Origin of the sequence: Lacipirellula limnantheis, assembly GCF_007746075.1 — a bacterium.
Lineage (GTDB): Bacteria > Planctomycetota > Planctomycetia > Pirellulales > Lacipirellulaceae > Lacipirellula > Lacipirellula limnantheis.
In genome coordinates this window covers 1,482,706-1,500,971 of record NZ_CP036339.1, presented here as the reverse complement: position 1 = coordinate 1,500,971, position 18,266 = coordinate 1,482,706, and the positions used below count along the sequence as shown (strand labels likewise).

Annotated in this window: 14 protein-coding genes; 9 read left to right on the top strand and 5 right to left on the bottom strand. The window is 63.3% G+C overall.

Annotated features, from left to right (window positions below):
* Positions 1-344: 344 nt before the first annotated feature.
* The 4 genes from I41_RS05740 to I41_RS05725 form a co-directional block, all read right to left on the bottom strand.
* Positions 345-1,166, bottom strand: a complete 822-nt coding sequence (locus tag I41_RS05740) for a class I SAM-dependent methyltransferase (protein ID WP_145431636.1) — start codon at positions 1,164-1,166, stop codon at positions 345-347.
* A 45-nt stretch (positions 1,167-1,211) separates the two neighbouring features.
* Positions 1,212-2,105: an LpxI family protein gene (locus I41_RS05735; protein ID WP_145431635.1), complete on the bottom strand. Its 894-nt coding sequence runs from the start codon at positions 2,103-2,105 to the stop codon at positions 1,212-1,214.
* Positions 2,106-2,115: 10 nt separating this feature from the next.
* Entirely contained in the window at positions 2,116-3,183 is a 1,068-nt protein-coding gene (gene lpxD, locus I41_RS05730) for a UDP-3-O-(3-hydroxymyristoyl)glucosamine N-acyltransferase (protein ID WP_145431634.1), read from the bottom strand.
* A gap of 143 nt (positions 3,184-3,326) precedes the next feature.
* Positions 3,327-3,770 carry a hypothetical protein gene (locus I41_RS05725; RefSeq protein ID WP_145431633.1) on the bottom strand — a complete coding sequence of 148 codons (444 nt, stop codon included), beginning with the start codon at positions 3,768-3,770 and terminating at the stop codon, positions 3,327-3,329.
* Positions 3,771-3,924: 154 nt separating this feature from the next.
* Between I41_RS05725 and I41_RS05720 the strand changes: the two genes are divergently transcribed.
* The 3 genes from I41_RS05720 (at position 3,925) to I41_RS05710 (ending at position 9,841) form a co-directional block, all read left to right on the top strand.
* On the top strand, positions 3,925-8,574 hold the full coding sequence (locus tag I41_RS05720; protein ID WP_145431632.1) for a DEAD/DEAH box helicase: 4,650 nt from the start codon (positions 3,925-3,927) through the stop codon (positions 8,572-8,574).
* Positions 8,567-9,358 carry an Fpg/Nei family DNA glycosylase gene (locus tag I41_RS05715; protein WP_168206717.1) on the top strand — a complete coding sequence of 264 codons (792 nt, stop codon included), beginning with the start codon at positions 8,567-8,569 and terminating at the stop codon, positions 9,356-9,358. Before I41_RS05720 ends, I41_RS05715 begins: the two co-directional genes overlap by 8 nt.
* A gap of 150 nt (positions 9,359-9,508) precedes the next feature.
* Positions 9,509-9,841 (top strand): carbohydrate-binding domain-containing protein, encoded by a 333-nt coding sequence (locus tag I41_RS05710; RefSeq protein ID WP_145431630.1) that lies wholly within the window; start codon positions 9,509-9,511, stop codon positions 9,839-9,841.
* 99 nt (positions 9,842-9,940) lie between these two features.
* Here I41_RS05710 and I41_RS05705 read toward each other — a convergent pair whose 3' ends face one another.
* Complete coding sequence (locus tag I41_RS05705; RefSeq protein ID WP_145431629.1) at positions 9,941-12,337, bottom strand: serine/threonine-protein kinase; 2,397 nt, start codon at positions 12,335-12,337, stop codon at positions 9,941-9,943.
* 185 nt (positions 12,338-12,522) lie between these two features.
* Between I41_RS05705 and I41_RS05700 the strand changes: the two genes are divergently transcribed.
* The 6 genes from I41_RS05700 to I41_RS05675 all read left to right on the top strand — a co-directional run bounded on the left by I41_RS05700 (position 12,523) and on the right by I41_RS05675 (position 17,642).
* Positions 12,523-13,131, top strand: a complete 609-nt coding sequence (locus I41_RS05700; RefSeq protein ID WP_145431628.1) for a sigma-70 family RNA polymerase sigma factor — start codon at positions 12,523-12,525, stop codon at positions 13,129-13,131.
* A gap of 20 nt (positions 13,132-13,151) precedes the next feature.
* Positions 13,152-13,475, top strand: a complete 324-nt coding sequence (locus I41_RS05695; protein WP_145431627.1) for a hypothetical protein — start codon at positions 13,152-13,154, stop codon at positions 13,473-13,475.
* Between the two features lie 86 nt (positions 13,476-13,561).
* Complete coding sequence (locus I41_RS05690; protein WP_145431626.1) at positions 13,562-13,969, top strand: hypothetical protein; 408 nt, start codon at positions 13,562-13,564, stop codon at positions 13,967-13,969.
* A gap of 35 nt (positions 13,970-14,004) precedes the next feature.
* Positions 14,005-14,406 carry a hypothetical protein gene (locus I41_RS05685; protein ID WP_145431625.1) on the top strand — a complete coding sequence of 134 codons (402 nt, stop codon included), beginning with the start codon at positions 14,005-14,007 and terminating at the stop codon, positions 14,404-14,406.
* Positions 14,407-14,544: 138 nt separating this feature from the next.
* Complete coding sequence (locus tag I41_RS05680) at positions 14,545-15,102, top strand: RNA polymerase sigma factor (RefSeq protein WP_145431624.1); 558 nt, start codon at positions 14,545-14,547, stop codon at positions 15,100-15,102.
* 8 nt (positions 15,103-15,110) lie between these two features.
* Entirely contained in the window at positions 15,111-17,642 is a 2,532-nt protein-coding gene (locus tag I41_RS05675) for a vWA domain-containing protein (RefSeq protein WP_246133812.1), read from the top strand.
* Positions 17,643-18,266 lie beyond the last annotated feature (624 nt).

Genomic DNA, 18,266 nt, shown 5'->3' with positions numbered 1-18,266 from the left:
CTGACGAACGTTGCCTCTTCGTGACTCTATTTGTCCCACGTTGATTCTAAACGACATCGCGTTTTCACTCAAATATTTGTCTGGCGCCGATGAGGCGAATTTCAAACGTGGCATGTGGGTCGGTGCTCAAAGTGCGACAGGCGACCCATCCGACAAAAGACACTAAACACTTACTGCTAAACAACTTACGAGATATCCTCAAATAATCGCACAAACCAAACAGGAATGCTTGGGTAAAACAGGCAATCAGCGTACCCTCGTGGCAACTTTCCGCCTGCTTCCACAGTGTCCAGCCCCGCCCCGTCGCGTTGGGCCCGGAACAACCGGCGTTTTCCGCACATTTGCTATGGCCGCCAGGGTCGGAGGGAGATCGCTGGCTGACTCGAATCGCTGCGGGTGAACTGCAGCACATGCTGCCAAGGAAGCCGATCGAACTGCGCGACGAGTTTAAATTCGTTCGCCTCAAGTTCTTTCACCACTTGGGGTTGGCTCATTTTGTGCAGCGGCAAGATCGGAACCTCCTCGTCCTCCTCGCGGAATTCCACGAGGACGAGCCGCCCGTCCGGCTTCAAACTCTTGCGGACGGCCGCGAGGACTTCCGCGGGACTGGAGAGCTCATGGTACACGTCAACCATCAGCACCAGGTCGAAGGTCGCCGGCGGCAGGCCGCTTTCTTGTTCTGTGGCCAGCACCGGCTTGATGTTCTCCAGTCCGCGGGGCCCGGTCCTTTCCCGCAACAGTTCCAACATTTCTGGCTGAATGTCGATCGCATACACCAACCCCGATGGTCCGACGCGCTTCGCCAACTGGAGACTATGAAAGCCATTGCCGCAGCCAAAATCGCAAACGGTCTGCCCGGGTTTGATCGGGAGCGCGTTGAGCAGCTTGAGCGGCTCTTCTTCCTCGTCGCGCGTTGGACGAGTTAACCAGCCGGCGCCGCTGAAATGCATGGTGGGTGCGATGGTCCGCCCCATGTACTCGTGCCGCTCGCGTGCTGCCGGCGCCAAGTCAGCGAGCTGCGAATTTCCCTCGGCGTCATCCGCCGGCGGCGACTGCGTCTGTTGCGCATGGCTCGCCGGTCCCGGCATTAGCATGCCAAGCAACAGAAAAACCGCGGGGCGGCAGCGCTGCAGAACACAAGCCAAGAGCGCGGTCGACCGTGCCATGAATTCCCCGCTTCCGGAGCCAGAGCGAGGAAGCCTTCTCGCCCGCTAAGCGACGAGTTGCACGGCGGATTGCCGCTGCATCGCCACTACCGAAATTCTAAGCCTCGCAGCGGCAACTTGGAACTCCCGCGAATCGAGCAGGATCGTGGAGTCCGCCTCAATCGCCAGGACTCGGCCCCCAGCGGCATGCAAGGATTCGAGGGTCTTCAGTCCCACGGTCGGCACATCGAAGCGCATATCTTGCTGCGGCTTCGCCACCTTTACCACGGTAAAGCCGCCCTGGCGACAGAGCTCTCCGGCGCGACGAATACAGAGGTCCGTCCCTTCGATGGCCTCAACTGCGAGGACTGCCTGGTCTTTCACGCAGACGGTTTGCCCCACGTCGAGGCCTCCCATCTGCTTGGCAAGATCCCAACCGAAGTCGACGTCGCGGAGTTGTTTTACGGACAGCGGTCGACCGGCGACCTGCCCGCTCGGCACGAGTAGTTGCGGTGCGAAGTCGGTGGCGGGATCGAACGCAATGCCTGCTTCGGCAAACACATTGACGATCGCTAACAACAGGGAGTCGTCCTTGCGATCCTTGGTTCCGGTTACGAAGTGGCGATAAAAGGTGCGCGCCGCCGTCCAGTCGGGATGATGACGCAGCCACCAACCGGGACGATAGAACAGCACCTTGTGAATCTTGCCGGCCATCACGGCCCGGCGGACGCCATGTTGCCTGAAGCGGCGGATGATGCCGCCGATCGAACCCATGCCGACCCAAGAGAAGTCGTCGCACAACTCAGCGAGCGCCGGATCGGCGTGATCGCGCACAGCCGTGCAGACGACGCGATGGCCGCGGCGGCGCAGCTCCTGGGCGATGACGATTGGATAGCGCCCCCAACCGGCCAAAAGCCCGATGGGTTCCGCCGTTCGCGCTTGGTTGGCAGGAGTGGTCACGGCGTGCTGGCTACGCGGCCTGATCGGAGGGGAGTCGCCCGTCGGCGTCGTCGACGCCGCCGCGAAGTTCTTCCAACTGGCGCTGAAGGATGCGGAATTGTCGACGCATTTCGGGAAGCTTTGCTACCGCCGCCATTTGCAGCTTGGCTTGGCGGAGCGGCACGGCGGGAGCGCCGAGCATTTCCACGCCCGCTTCCACATCGTTCGAAACGCCCGCCTTCGAGCAAAGGACCGCGCGGTCGCCAATGTGGACATGATCGCGAACGCCGACCTGCCCCGCCATGACGACGTAATCGCCCGTGGTGGTGCTACCGGCGATGCCGACTTGCGAACAGATAAGATTGTGACGCCCGAGTCGACAGTTGTGGGCGACCATCACCAAGTTGTCGATCTTCGTTCCCTCGCCGATCACCGTCGGTCCGTAGGTGCCGCGGTCGATCGTGGTCGCCGCGCCAATCTCGACGTCGGCCGCGATTTCAACGTTTCCCAATTGTGCGGAGAGCAAGTGACGCCCGTCGACTTGCCGGTAACCGAAGCCATAAGCGCCGATGATCGCGCCGGCATGAATGACCACCCGGTCGCCGACGCGAGTATCTTCATAGAGCACGGCGTTCGGAAAGATGGTGACGCCCGAGCCAATCGTGCATCCCGCCATGATCCGCACGCCGGCATGAATGGTCGTATGGGGGCCGATGCGCACGTCCTCAGCGATTGTGGCGCCGGGATGAACTTCGACATGCGCCGCGAGCTTCGCCGCGGGGCTGACGACGGCTTGAGCCGAAACGCCGATCCGCGCTAGCACGCGGGGCGGACGGAAGTGGCGAACCGCGGTGGCGAACGCGGCGTGGACGTCGGCCACGACGATCGATGGCTTGCCGCCGCAATCCACGTTAGGCGAGGCGATCACGGCCGAAGCCAGGCTCGCGGTGATGGCACGGGCGCGGTCGGGGTGATCGGCCAGCGTGACTTCGCCGCTGCGGGCGACGTCGGTGGTTGAGGCGCCGGTGAGAGCAATGCGTGCGTCGCCGCGGAGTTCTCCGCCGACGAGTCGCGCCAATTCGCCCAATGTTGTCGGCATCGAGAGGAAATCCTTTTCCAGTTCGACCAACGGAGACGCCGCCATTTGCTAGCAGCGCCATAGAACGCGCAGCCGCGCGATCGGCGGCGAATCCTAATCGCCCGGGCGGACGGGCGGCAAGACCAACCGTGTCGATCCGCCGCCTATTTCACGGACGCAGAGCTAGCGTTCGGCTTCGCCCGTACAAGGTACATCGCCTGTTCGTAGTGCTTTTGCAGCTGCAGGAACTTCTGCAGGCTGCCGCCTTTGTCGGGATGCAGTTCTTTTACCTTTTGCCGATAGGCTGCCAGGACCTGTTCCTCGGTACAAGGGAGTTGAAGACCCAACGTTTCCAAGCAGGGTGGGCGCTGGCGGCGAGCCCAGTAGGGAATTCCGGGCGTCACCGCGTGCGAAACGGCGACCAACGTACGCCGCAACGAACGCAGGTAGCGGCGGATATCGCTGACCATCAGCATGTTCCCCAGGAGTGGCACCCCCAGAGCAATCGTGCAGAAGAGGACGAGCGCCACAAGCGCACCGGAATCCCGAACGAGAGGCTGCGGGATATCGGGGGCCACGGCGAGTTGCAACAAAGAGTCGATCGGCACGCAGGTATCCTTCGCGTTCGAGCCGCCTCCGCGCTCCGGGAAGTCGGCCGTCGATTGTAGCAAAGTGGTCGTGGCCGCAACCGAGGCCCTCACTCTCTGAACAGATGTTGCGTAAAATCTGCCGGTAACTTGCCGCTGGAAGCCGAGATTAACGATGCCGAGTACGAAGACGCCCCCAAAGACGCTGGCAGGAATGGCGTCGTTCCACTCGGCAACGCAATCATGGTTCGGCGACGCGCTCGAAACGCCGACGCGCATTCAGCGCGAGGCATGGCCCGTGCTAGCCGCGGGCAAGAGCGCCCTGTTGCTGGCGCCGACGGGTTCGGGCAAAACGCTGGCGGCGTTTTTGGCGGCGATCGACCGGTTGATGTTTCATCCGTTGCCCGGCCCGTCGGCGGTCGGCGCGTTAGCGCCAAAACGACCGAAGGCGCGCGTCTCCAGGAAGGGTCCGGCGATTCAGGAATCGCCGTCCGTAGGAGTTCGCATCCTCTACATCTCGCCGCTGAAAGCGCTGGCGGTGGACGTTGACCGCAATCTCCGCACGCCGCTCGTGGGTATCCAGGCGGTCGCCGAACGTCATGGCCACGAGTTTATCGCCCCCAAGGTCGCCGTCCGCTCCGGCGATACTTCCGCGGCCGACCGCCGCGACATCGTCCGTCATCCGCCGGAGATTTTGATCACAACGCCGGAGTCGCTGTATCTCCTCCTCACGTCGAAGTCGCGCGACATTCTCTGCAACGTCGAAACCGTCATCATTGACGAAATCCACGCCGTGGCCGCCACCAAGCGCGGCGTTCATCTCTTCCTCAGCCTGGAGCGGCTGGAGCGTCTGCGGGGCGCACAAGATGCCCAGCGAGCGCCGCTGCAGCGCATCGGCCTCTCAGCGACGCAACGGCCGCTCGAAGAAATCGCCCGCCTGCTCGGCGGCGCCGAGGCCGACGCCAAGGCCGACGTTCCGGTACGGCCCCGCGCCGTGGAAATCATCGACGCCAGCGAGCCAAAGCAGCTCGACCTGCGCATCGAGACCCCGGCTGAGGACATGGCGCGGCTGAGCCAACCGCTGGAGATCCAGACAGGCCCCGCCTCGGCCGGACCGTCGTACGCGTCGATCTGGCCGACCATCCATCCGCGGTTGGTGGAATTGATCCGCAGCCATCGCTCCACCATGGTCTTCGTCAACAGCCGTCGCCTGGCCGAACGGCTAGCCGCAGCAATTAACGAGTTGGCCGAGGAGGAAATCGCCCAGGCCCATCATGGTTCGATCGCACGGGCGAAGCGCGTCGAGATCGAAGACCGCCTGAAGCGCGGCGACTTGCCGGCAATCATCGCCACGTCGTCGATGGAGCTCGGCGTCGACATGGGCGCCGTCGACCTGGTCATCCAGATCGAGGCCCCGCCATCAGTCGCGTCGGGCATGCAGCGCATCGGGCGCGCCGGCCATAGCGTCGGCGCCCCGTCGAGCGGCGTCATCTTCCCCAAATACCGCGGGGACCTGCTCGCCTGCAGCGCCGCGACGCAGCGGATGATTCGGGGCGACGTCGAATCGACCCGCTACCCGCGCAACCCGCTCGACGTTCTGGCCCAACAGATCGTCGCCATGGTCGCGATGGATCCGATTTCGGTCGATGAGCTCTACGCCGCCGTCCGCGGCGCGGCGCCGTTCCACGACCTGCCGCGCTCGTCATTCGACGGCGTTCTGGACATGCTCTCGGGGCGTTACCCGTCGGACGAATTCTCCGAACTGCGGCCACGCATCACCTGGGACCGCTTGAGCGGCCAACTGACGCCCCGTAAATCGTCCCAACGGCTCGCCGTCCTGAACGGCGGCACGATTCCCGACCGCGGTTTGTACGGCGTCTATCTCGCCGGCGACGTCGGCGGCAACGGGACGCGCGTCGGCGAGCTCGACGAAGAGATGGTTTTTGAGACGCACGCCGGCGACGTGTTCCTGCTGGGCGCCTCGTCGTGGCGGGTGCTGGAGATCACCCGCGACCGCGTCTTGGTCGCCCCGGCCCCCGGCGAACCAGGCAAGATGCCTTTCTGGCGCGGCGATGGCCCCGGGCGGCCGCTCGACTTCGGCCGCGCGATCGGCGAGCTCTCGCGTCAGCTTGTGCGCTCGCCGCACGACGAAGCGGTGACGCTGCTTCAAGACTCTTGCCGTCTCGACGGCCAAGCAACCGACAACCTGCTGCGCTATGTCGAAGACCAGCGCGAAGCGACCGCCGAGCTCCCCAGCGATCACTGCATTGTCGTCGAATCGTTTCTCGATGAACTCGGCGACTGGCGAACGTGTATTCTCTCGCCTTTCGGCAGCCGCGTTCACGCCCCCTGGGCAATGACTGTCGCCAGCCGCCTGCGCGCCGAGACGGGTCTCGAGGTCGATTTCATGTGGTCTGACGACGGCATGGTGTTTCGACTGCCGGAATGCGAGCAGGCGCCCCGCTTCGAGATGCTCTTCCCCGCCTCCGGCGAAGTCGAAGACCAACTCGTCCGCGAACTCGGCTCCACGGCCATGTTCGCCGCCCGCTTTCGGGAGAACGCCGCTCGTGCGCTGCTCCTGCCGCGCCGTCAGCCGAATCGCCGCACGCCCCTTTGGATGCAGCGGCGCAAGTCGGCCGATCTGCTGGCGGTCGCGTCGCGTTACGAGCGCTTCCCCATCATGCTTGAAACGTATCGCGAATGCCTGCGCGACGTCTTTGACGTGCCGGGACTGAAGCAGATCCTCACGGACATTGAGCGGCAGTCGATTCGAGTCCATCAGGTCGAATCGCCGACTCCCTCGCCGTTTGCCTCGTCGTTGATGTTCAACTACACGGCCAACTTCCTCTACCAGGGCGATGCACCCCTCGCTGAGCGTCGCGCCGCGGCGCTCGCGCTCGACCACGCCCAACTGCGCGAACTGCTCGGCACGACCGACTATCGCGAACTGCTTGACCCCGAGGCGATCGACTCCTTGCTGTTGGAGCTGCAGCGTCTCGACCAGCGATTCACGACCGGCCCGGATGGCGTCCACGATCTGCTGCTGCATTTGGGCGATCTCAATGAGGAGGAAGTGGCGGCCCGCTGTCCCGAAGATGCCGTCGCGCTGGGTCAGCTCGAGCGCTGGCTCTCCGAGCTCACGGCCACCCGCCGCATCGTGCGCGTACGCATCGCGGGCGAGCGACGCTACATCGCCGCCGAAGAAGCCGCTCGCTATCGCGACGCCCTTGGCGTCGCGCTGCCGCCCGGGCTTCCGGAGGCCTTTTTGGAAACGGGCGACGATCCGCTCGGCAATCTCGTCGCTCGCTATGCGCGGACGCATGGCCCCTTCCGCGCGGTGGAGGCGGCCGCACGACTCGGCCTGGGAGAGGCGGCAATCTCTCCGGCACTGGAGGCGTTGCTGCAGCGCAATCGTCTCGTGCTCGGCGAGTTCTTACCGGGCGGCACGGGTCGCGAATGGTGCGACGCCGGCGTGCTGCGCCGGCTGAAGTCGAAATCGCTGGCCCGCCTCCGCAAACAAATCGAACCCGCTCCGCCCGAGGCCCTCGCACGCTTCCTCCCGAGCTGGCAAGGAATCGAGCGGCCGCGACAGGGACTCGACGGACTGCTCGACGTCGTTGAACAGCTGCAGGGAGCTCCCCTGTTGGCGTCCGACCTCGAAGAGATGATTTTGCCGTCGCGGCTCGCCGACTACCTTTCGGGCGATTTGGATGAGCTGACCACCGCCGGCGAAGTCGTGTGGCGCGGCATCGAAAGCGTGGGCCCGAACGACGGCCGCATTGCCCTCTACCTCGCCCACGCCCTGCCGTTGCTCGCGCCGGGGCCCGCAGCGCTCGACGCGCCGCTCGCCGCGCGCGTTCGCGAGCTCCTCGCGACGAAAGGCGCCATTTTCTTTGACGATATCGCGGCCGCGCTCGACGAGTTTCGCAACGACGTGCTCGAAGCGCTGTGGCAGCTTGTCTGGAACGGCGAAGTCACGAACGACGCCCTCGCCCCGCTACGGTCGCTCCGCGGCGCCGCGGCCTCGGCAACGCACTCCACATCGCGCTCGCGCGGCCGACGTCGCGGTCGACGTGCATTTCGCTCGCGCCGACTCGCGCGCCTTCCCGGCAGTGAGGGACGTTGGTCGCTCATCAATTATGGGGACGAAGGTCAGCGGACGCTCACGCAACGGCAAACCGCGATCACGGAACAACTCCTGCGCCGCTACGGCGTGCTCGTGCGTCCCGCCATCACTCGAGAGTTAGTCGACGGCGGCTTTGCCGCGCTTTACCCCATCCTGCGAGCGATGGAAGAGACGGGCCGCATTCGCCGCGGCTACTTCGTCGCCGGCATGGGGGGAGCTCAGTTCGCTTCCGCCGGCAGCGACGAACTCCTGCGCCGCGCGCCCGCCATCGTCGAAGCGCATGTCGATAACGTCATCGTGCTCGCGGCCTCCGATCCGGCCAACGCCTACGGCTCAATCGTCAAATGGCCGCCGACCCAGGTCGACAGCTTGCAGCCGCAGCGCGGCGGCGGCGCTCGCGTCTTTCTGCTCGATGGCAAACTGATTGGCTATCTCGGTCGCGCGGGCAACCATTTGCTGACCTTTGCCCCTGAGGATCCCAGCGACGCCGCGATGTGGCACGAAAAACTGGTCCGTTCACTCGCAAATTTAGGCAAGCGCGGCGTGCCGGTGATGATCGCCCAGATCGACGGCGAGGCGGCCGGCCTTTCGCCACTGGCAAAAGTCTTCGCTCGGCACGGGTTCAGCCCCACCAGCCACGGCTACCTTCACCGTGGCCCCGACCACCATGCCTTCGAAGGAGCCGCCGCGCATGCCTGAAGGAGATACGATCTATCGGTCGGCTGTCACGCTCCGGCCGGCCATGGAAGGGGGAACGATCGCGGAGGCCCGCTTGCGCGATCCTCACTTCGAGGTCGAGCGACTGATTGGCGCGGTCGTCACTCAGGTCGAGGCCCGCGGCAAGCATCTGCTCATGCACCTCTCGACGAGTGATGCGATCCACTCTCACATGGGCATGACTGGCTCTTGGCACATTTACCACGTCGGCCAGAAGTGGCGCAAGCCAGAACACTACGCTGCCCTTACCCTGCGCATTAACCAGCTCGACGTGATCTGCTTCTCGCCGAAACAGTTGGAGCTGCTGACCGCCGATCAGCTGCGCCGACATCCCCACCTGCCAAAGCTCGGGCCCGACATTGCCGCCGACGGTAAATTCGACGTTGAGGCAGCGCTGGCGAACCTTCGCACGCGCAACGAGACGCCGCTGGGCGAAGCGGTGATGAACCAGCGACTCCTTTGCGGCGTCGGCAACATCTATAAGGCGGAGCTGCTCTTCATCATGGGCTTCGACCCGTTCGCCCCGGTCGAACGGTTCAGCGACGACGAGCTGCAGCGCATGCTGCACAAAGGCCGAGCGCTGATGGTTCGCAATCTTGGCGGCCCGCGGCGCACCACTCGCTTTGGCAGCGATGCGGGACGTCACTGGGTCTACAACCGCTCCGGCACGCCTTGCCCCAAGTGCGGCACGGCGATCCGTCTCCGCCGCCAAGGCGAAGCGGGCCGCACTACCTGTTGGTGCCCCCAGTGCCAACCGGCTAGGTAGCGATCTCAATCGCCGGCGGTCAACTGGCGTATTGCCGCTGCTTTTGCTTCCTGCAAGTCCGAAGCCTCGCCCTGCCGCGCGATGACGATTTCGCCTTCTTTTGCGGCGTAAACGCTTCACCCGGCGCGAGCCCCTAACCGCTATCTCACTCTGCCCACTCCATTCACTTTCACCCAGACAACTGCGATTCGCAAATTCGTAGCACTCTTGTACGCGTCGCCGACGGCAATCCCCATCAGTCAAATCCGCGTCGCCTATGCCAACGACGGCAACTCCTCGACGGGAGTTGATCGCAACCTCCGCGTCGACGGCGTCACGCTCGATGGCACGTTCTATCAGGCCGAGGCCGCGAACGTCTTTTCCACTGGTACTTGCGTCGCCGACGTCGGTCGCGCCCCCGGCCTCTGGCAGAGCGAATACCTCCACGCGAATGGGTATTTCCAGTTCGCTTCGACCGCCGTCCCCGGCGTTCTCTGGCGCTAGGGACATCGCTCGTCAGCGTCAACGAGGCCGCCGCGGCGCTCGCCGACTCCATTTGACCGAGCGCTGGCTCCCTCCCGCGATGAGGGGAGGGCCGTTGGCTCACCGGCGCGAACGTTTCGACCGCCCCTGACTCGACCGCATCGACCCGCCGCCCCGCGGTTCGTCGATGGCGATGTGCCCCAGCGCCGCCAGATCGAGGCCGATCAGCCGCTCCAGCGCGATCATAATCAGAAAGCCTGCGGCCCCGCCGCCGCTCACCGCCAACAGGGCCCAGTCCTTCTGATCTCGCATCCCGTTGGCGTCGTTCTTCACGAACGCCACGACCAGCCAGATCCCCAGCATCGGCACCAGAATCGACGTCATTAGGAAGAACTTATTTCGCCGCGCCGTCTGCAGGAGATCGACTCGCCGCGGTCCAGGAATCACGCCGTTGCGCACCAGTGCCGGGACGAAGTACCTCACGGCCAACGCTGTAATCAGCATGTACGGATAGGTCGTCGCCACGATCCCGCACAATGCCAACGACAAAAAGAAGTGCAAGTAGAAGTCCAGCGAGTGCGCGCCGAATTCGCCGATCGAAAGCGGAAAGGCGATTCCCGAGGCTGACCAAATCGCCAGCAACATGATCGCGACGAACTGACCGAACCGCAGCACGCGCGACGTTCCCTCCAGCGCCTCGCCAGGTTTCTCGCTTCGCAGCAGCTGAAAGGTCTTCAGCGCCGCCCAGGTCCCAATCGCGATGCCAATGGAAAAGGCAATCGGGTTGACCCAATTGACGACCTTCCAGAACTGGACGGACGTTTCCTGCAGTTCGCGGTCGTTTTCAAACCGGTACATGTTGTACATCAGATTGAACACGGCCGTGATCACGTTCGGAATCAACCCCGCCAGGATCACCGATACGATCGGGTGCTTGACGACGAACCGCCCAAAGCGTCCCTTCGGCTCCTGCAACAGCGCCCAGCAGCGCGGATTGAGACACATCCGCAGGGCGCGCGCCAGCGCCTCGGCCGATTGGTAGCGATCCTCCTTCGCCGGGGCGAGCGCCTTTTCCAGCACGGCTCGGAGCGACGCAGGACAGTCGTTCGGCAATTGCTCCGCCAGTTGGTCGAAATCAACGCGCTGCCGCGCCTCGATCATCCGCTGCAGCCGCACAAGCGAGCCGTTTCCTCCCGACGGCAACTGCTCGTCGCGGAACGGCCGGCGACCTGCCAAGAGCTCCCACAGCATCACGCCGACTGCGTAAACGTCGCTGGTCTCGCGCACCATCCGCGGCGAGCCGCCCAAAAGCGGGTGGCACGCCTCCAATTGCTCCGGCGACATATATGCCAGCGACCCGCCAAACGTATCCTCCGGATTCTCGTCCGAACGCCCGCCGTTGTAGCTCACGTTGAAATCGGCCAACTTCGGCCGCGCCTCGGCCGAGAGCAGCACGTTGGCCGGCTTGATGTCCCGATGCAGCACGCCGCGCGAATGTGCGTAGGCCAATCCCTCGCACAATTCGGCCCCCAGCCGGCAAACCACTTCCGGCCACTCGGCGTCTTCGATCCAATCGCGCGACTTGGAACTCTCGGGAATCGGCGTCCCGCAGGCACTTAGCCGCTCGTCGATGGCCGCAAGCAACAGCGACCCGCTCGGTTTGCCGTCATACGAATTTCGCGCCCGCGCAATCACGTCCTGCAACGTGCCGCCGGAAACGACTTCCATGTACAGCAACCGCGCCGGCGGTTCGCTGCACGAGCGTTGATCGAACACCCGCACTACATGCGGATGATCGAGTTGCGCCAGCGTCTGCGGCTCGCTGCCGGTATGGGCTGAGATCTTCAGCGCCACCAACCGCTCCATCGACACCTGCCGCGCAAGGAACACCCGCGCAAACGCCCCGCTCCCGAGCGGCGTCAGCAACTGAAAATCGTCGAGTTGGTCGCCTGGCTTCAGATGGGCGAACGACGCAAAGCTCGCCTTTGGCTTCGGCGGTGCTTGATCGCCGTTCCCCTTCCCGTCCTCGCGTTCCACGACGGTGTCGGCGAAATACGTCGCCGTGGGCGAACCGGTGATCGCCATCCCCCCCACTAGCCGCAGCAGCGACTCGCATTGCACGGGAAATCGCTGCTGCAACTCCTCGTGATAGATTGGCAAGCCTGCGGCCATCCGCGCCTGCAGTTCTTCATAGATGAGGTCTGCCGGCAGCTTGGCGATCGGCGCCAGCGCGGGGAACTGCTGCACGTACCATTCAATATGTTGCGGCTGCCGATTCTCTTGCCACCGCCGCTCGATGTCGAGCTTCGCCAGTTCCACCAGCACCTGCCGCACGGCGCCAGCATCCAGATCCGCCGCAAACTCATCGATCCGCGGCAATGGCGCTCCATCGTGCAACGACGCACTGTCCCACGCCGCCGCGAACGCGTCGATTCGCTCGGCGAGAACCTCCCACAACGCTTCGTCATCCTGCGAAGCGCGGCCAACCGAGCTAGAATGGGAATCTTCGGAAAACATGATAATTTTCAAAGCGATCGGCTTCGCCGGTAGACCATGCGGGCCGAGGCCGCCGCGACGCCAGACAAGGAAGCGCCACCCTCCAAGCTTACCCCACGCCGCCGCTTGCTCAAACTGTCGACTTCCTATCGAATTCCGTTGCTGTTTCCCCGCGAAGGACCTTCAACTGCCCCCGAGGCGCCGCTATGTCCGCCGACGATTCCCTCCATGATAAGCAACTTCTCGACCGCCTTCGATCGGGCGACGAAGCCGCCCTCGCCGAATTCGTCGAAGCCAACCGCTCCTCGCTGATGGCATTTCTCCACAGCCGCATCGGCGCGCACCTCGCGAAAAAAACCGAGGCCGAAGACATCCTCCAGGATGCCTGCCTCGAAGCCTGCCGCTCGCTCGACAAGGCGCCGCTCGACACCTGGGACCCGCTTCACTGGCTCTTCCAGATCTGCGAACGAAAAATCATCGACGCCCACCGCCGCCACTTCGCCAGCCAAAAGCGGGACGCCTCCCGCGAGGCCGCCATCCCCGACGGAAGCGAAGCCGCCGGCGGCCTGGCGAATCTCCTCGCCGCCAGCATGACCACCCCCAGCGCCGCCTTCTCCCGCGACCAGCGCCAACTTCGCGTCCTCGCCGCGCTCGACACCCTCCCCGAAGAACAGCGCGAAGCGATCCGGCTCCGTTACTTGGTGGGATTGCCTTCCAAAGAGATCGCCCAAAAACTCGGCAAGACCGACGGCGCCATCCGCGTGATGCTGTCACGCTCGCTTGGCAAGCTACAAGAGATGCTGGCGGAGGATTGAGCGACTATTCGGCCACGACGATGGAACACCCCCATCCCAATTTGAGGCACGTCACGCCGCTTCTTTCGCGATGGAGGGGAGCCGATGCCAAACTGTGGGAGTACACGGTCTCGCACAAAAGTCTGACCATTCGCTTAACCTCATCTTCTCGAGCAGGAAGCTTGCATTTGCGATGTGGGGATGTGGAGTCAATCAGTGCGTTGACTGCCTGGAGCGACGCTCAGATCGAAGTCCAACTCCGCGATGAAGGCGGCTATTTGATCTCAGACGTCAACGCCGGACTGCAGATCGTCGCGTTTGTCATCGATGTGGCTGAAATCGGAAATGACGTTAAGCGTGAATAATTCCAAATTCAACGTGAGTCGCTTCAGCGGTCAAGCGAACTCATGCGATGCGACTCGCCTCCCGCCAATCTTCTCACTTTAAATCGATGAGCCACCGCTCTGTCGTAATCTCGAGTTTCGAAGAATACCTCGACGACGAATTCACTTCCGTCCAGGACCGCGCTGCCGAAACAGCCGATCGCAACATACATCTGTCGCGGTTTCCCTACAGCGTGATGCTGCAGGTTGCGTATCCCGAACTAGACTACGCGAACCGTTGGTGCTGGCAAAACTTCGGCCCCGGCGATGGCCAGTGCCTTCAGCGCGACTCCGAATACCGCGTATGCGAATGCGTCGATCCCCACTCTCACGTCGGCAAGTGGATGTCCCATTGGTGGGCGAAAACCGACTATGATTTTGGGTTCAATGAGTGGTACTTTTCGGAAAGCGACGATCTCGAACGGTTCGTTGCCAACATAGAGAATATCAACAGGGGCGAGCACTACCCCAAGTGACCGGACATGATAGTCAGCTCTTTCGCCCAGACGTTTTGTGGATCGGCCCAATTAGCATCAACAAGCGTGACGGCGCCCTTCCCGAATGGGAGCCAATCCCCTGGAATGCCGTGGGACCTCAAGTCGATGAGCAGGAGAAGGGCTTTCATCAACGGGCGCTCAAGCCGTTGGTATGGACGAAAGTGGATTGGAACGAATTCCCCGAGGATGGCATCTTTGGACGGGACCGGGATTGGTTCGTCGATAACGACATTTCTTACGCGACCACATTCGACGACGAAGATCTGATCCTCATTCAAAACACGTACTTTGGCTTTCCTGATCCACCTGAATGGGGGCTGGCATCGCGACCGACGGGAAACGCAGAAGCACGATGGGAATGGTGGGGACTCTTCCCCGATTTGCCTGCTGCTTGGGTAGTTCCTGAGGTGATCTAATAACGCAGGTGCAAGTCATTCTACTAGCTAAACCCAACCTCGCCGCTCCGGCACCCAAAATCCCCCCTTCCGCATTCAGCATTCCCCATTCAGCTTTTTCCTGCACCCCCTCTCCCTCGTCCCGTCACTACAGCTTTCATGACCGCTGTGAGTGATCCGCCCCAACAAGCGTTTGATCTCGCCCGACTGGTGCACCAGCATCAGGCCGACGTCTGGCGTTACCTTCGCTTCCTCGGCGCCAGCACTGAAGACGCCGACGATCTCACCCAGGAAACGTTCCTCGCCGTCGGCCGCACGCCGTTCGAGGAGCGGAGTCGCGGCGAGACGGCGGGCTACCTCCGCACGGCGGCCCGCAACCAACTGCTGATGCTGCGCCGCCGCCAGGGGAGGCAAGTCGGCACCGTCGACCTCGCCGCGGCCGAAGAAGTCTGGGCCGCCGCGACGACCGACGGCGCGCTGAACGAGTTCCTCGACGCCCTGAGCCAGTGTTACGAAACCTTGGCCGGCCGCTCGCGCGAAGCGATCGACCGGTTCTACCGCGACGACAAAACCCGCGACCAACTAGCCGCGGAGTTCGAGATGAGCCTCGACGGCGTGAAATCGCTGCTGCGGCGTACCCGCGCGGCACTCCGGGACTGCATCGAACGCCGCCTCGGCCGCCAGCCGACCGCGGCGAATGAAACTGAAATGACATGAGTGATCGCATGAACCAACACGACCATCAACCGCCCGACCGCGACGAGCTGCGCGATCGCCTGATCGACGCCGCCCTACGCGAACGGCTCGGCGGCGAGACGCCGCCTGATCTCAGCGAAGCGATTCTCACGCGTGCATCCACCGACCCCGCGATTCGTCCTTCTACCAGCGAGGCGACCATGGCGACTCCACTAATGCCCCGGAAGCAACGCGTTTCTTGGCGGTTCTACGCGGTCGCCGCCACGCTGCTGATCGCCACGGGCGTGTTTGCCATTCCGGCATTGACGGTTAACGGTCTCAGGACCGCGCGAAGAACGACAGATGTTCCTCTTGATTACGAGGCGGCGAGCGCTCCGCGTCCCTCCGGCAACGAAGTACTCAACTCGCCGCCGAATGATTCAACCAAGCTACTCACAGCTCAGCGCGAAAGAAGCGAATCGCTCATGATGGAGGTGACGCCGCGCATCATTATCCAGGAAGAAGAGGAGCATCGACTTGGCGTCGACGTACCAGGGGAGCTTGCTGCCAGTCCGCTCGCAGCCTCCGAAGAAAAAGGCACGACAAACACGTTCCTAGCCACTCGTTCGTTGCACGACCAGGCAAGCGAGCCTCAGCTGCAAGACGGGATAACAGCCACTGCTACAGCACCTGCCGGCCCCGCACCGACGCAACAGAATTTCGCGCCTATTCAGCCCTACCCTGAGACCTCGCCTTCGACCTACTCGACTTTCTCGACTGACGCGCCGCCGTACGCCGCGGCGGCAGCGACTGGCGTTCCAGCCGTTAGCCCGGCATCGGCGCCGACTGGCGCATCAGCCGGTGGCCATTCGCTTGGGTCCACTTGGGTGGCGTTGCCCTGGCAGCACAACGATGCACCGCCCCACAACCAGCCCATGGAGGGAGGGCTCACTACGCCTTATCGCAATTCGTATTTCAGTGGCGACGGGAAAGCGAGCGTAAACGCATACGGCAAAGAGGTTGGCCTGCAAGGATTGATCAACGATGCCTACAGCACCGAAACCTCAGCGTGGCACAACCAGGCAACAAATCGCGACCAATACGCCCGCATCAACGACAACCCCTTCCTCCCCGTCACCGCCGCCAACACCGATCATCGCCTCAGCACCTTCTCGATCGACGTCGACACCGCCAGCTACGCCAACGTCCGCCAGTTTCTCACGCAGTCGCACCAGCTGCCCCCGCCCGACGCCGTGCGGATCGAGGAACTGGTCAACTACTTCGACTACGACTACACGCCGCCGACCGGCGACGTGCCGTTCGCCGCCAACGTCGAAGTCGCCGGCTGCCCCTGGGCGCCCGAGCATCGCCTCGTCCGCGTCGGCATCAAGGGTCGCGAGATCGAGCGGACCCAACGTCCGCTGTCGAATCTCGTCTTCCTGATCGACGTCTCCGGCTCGATGAACGAACCAAACAAGCTGCCGCTGCTCGTCGAGGGGATGAAGCAACTCACCCGCGAGCTCGGTGAAAACGACCGCGTCGCGATCGTCGTCTACGCCTCCAGCGAAGGGCTCGCCCTCGAGAGCACGCTTGGCACGGATCAATCAAGAATCCTCGCCGCCCTCGACCAGTTGCGGGCCGGCGGCTCGACCGCCGGCGGCGCGGGGATCCAACTTGCCTACCAAGTGGCCCAGAAAAACTTCATCAAGGTCGCCGTCAACCGCGTCATCCTTTGCACCGACGGCGACTTCAACGTCGGCGTCACCAGCCCCGCCGAGCTCGAGCGGCTGGCCGAGACCAACGCCAAGGAAACCGGCGTCTTCCTGACGGTCCTCGGCTTCGGTCGCGGCAACCTCAACGACGCGATGATGGAGCAGGTCGCCGACAAAGGAAACGGCAACTACCACTACATCGATACGCAACGAGAAGCCAAAAAAGTTCTCGTCGAGGAAATGACCGGCACGCTCGTGACCATCGCCAAGGACGTGAAGATCCAGGTCGAATTCAACCCCGAAAAGGTCGCCGGCTATCGCCTCATCGGCTACGAGAACCGCGTCCTCGCCGCTGAGGACTTCAACGACGACAAGAAAGACGCCGGCGAGATCGGCGCCGGGCACACCGTCACGGCCCTCTACGAAATCGTTCCCGTCGGTGAGCCGGTCGCGTCAGCGGCCGTCGACGAACTGAAATACGCCCCCCAGGCAGTAACGACCGAAGAAAAAGTCGCAGAGCAGAAGGAGAACGACGAGCCTGCTGCCGACGACAAAGACCAACCCGCCAGCGACGAGCTCCTCACGCTCAAAATCCGCTACAAAGCCCCCGACGGCGACGTTAGTTCGAAGCTGGAATTCCCCATCAACGACGCCGGCCAAACCTTCGCCCAAGCGACCGACGACTTCAAATTCGCCTCCGCCGTCGCCAGCTTCGGCATGCTGCTGCGGAACTCGGAGCACAAAGGCAACGCCACCTACGCCGCCGCCGCCGAGATCGCGGAAGCCGCCAGCAAGTCGCACGACCCCCACGGCTACCGTCGCGAGTTAGTCGAGATCGTCAAACGAGCCGCCAACCTCTCCGGCGAATGATGGGGACCATTGGTAGCTTTCTGTTCGCCGTAGCATCACTTAAAGCGATAGCGAAGCGCTTTAGCCCCCGGCTCCGCCGGGGGGTAGCGACACGCGCGACGGCGCGTACCGTAATGGAAACCTACCCCCGGGCGGAGCCCGGGGCTGCAAGATCCGAGCAGAGTTCCGGGTCCCTCGCTCCGCTCAGGATGACGACGCCCTCCTCAGCCTGAGTCGCTTCAGCGACCAGGCGAACCCTCGCAAAGCCGCTTAGCGATGCAAACGCAAACGGCTCGTCGCCTACTTCGCGCCGCTTTCTTTCGCGCTGAAGTGCCTTCGCGGTTCATTCCACTAGCCGCCACGCCTTCACGGCCTGCGTCGTTTCCGCCATTCTTCGCGTAGGCCTGCCTCGCCTTCAGAGCTAAAAGGCGGGACAAATCTCAATTCGCTCAGCGTTCGAAAACCCGTGCGAGACGATAAAACGGTCCCGCCAATTGCTTGCAACGCTGCCGCATGCGACCCTATGATGATACGCGCTCCGATCTGGAACGGGTTTAGGCTCCCCGCCCACAGGGGACTGGTCGGTGAAGAGTACCGGTTCCATCCAGTTCATTCCGGCCGCGGCTCGCATTGACACCACTGGGG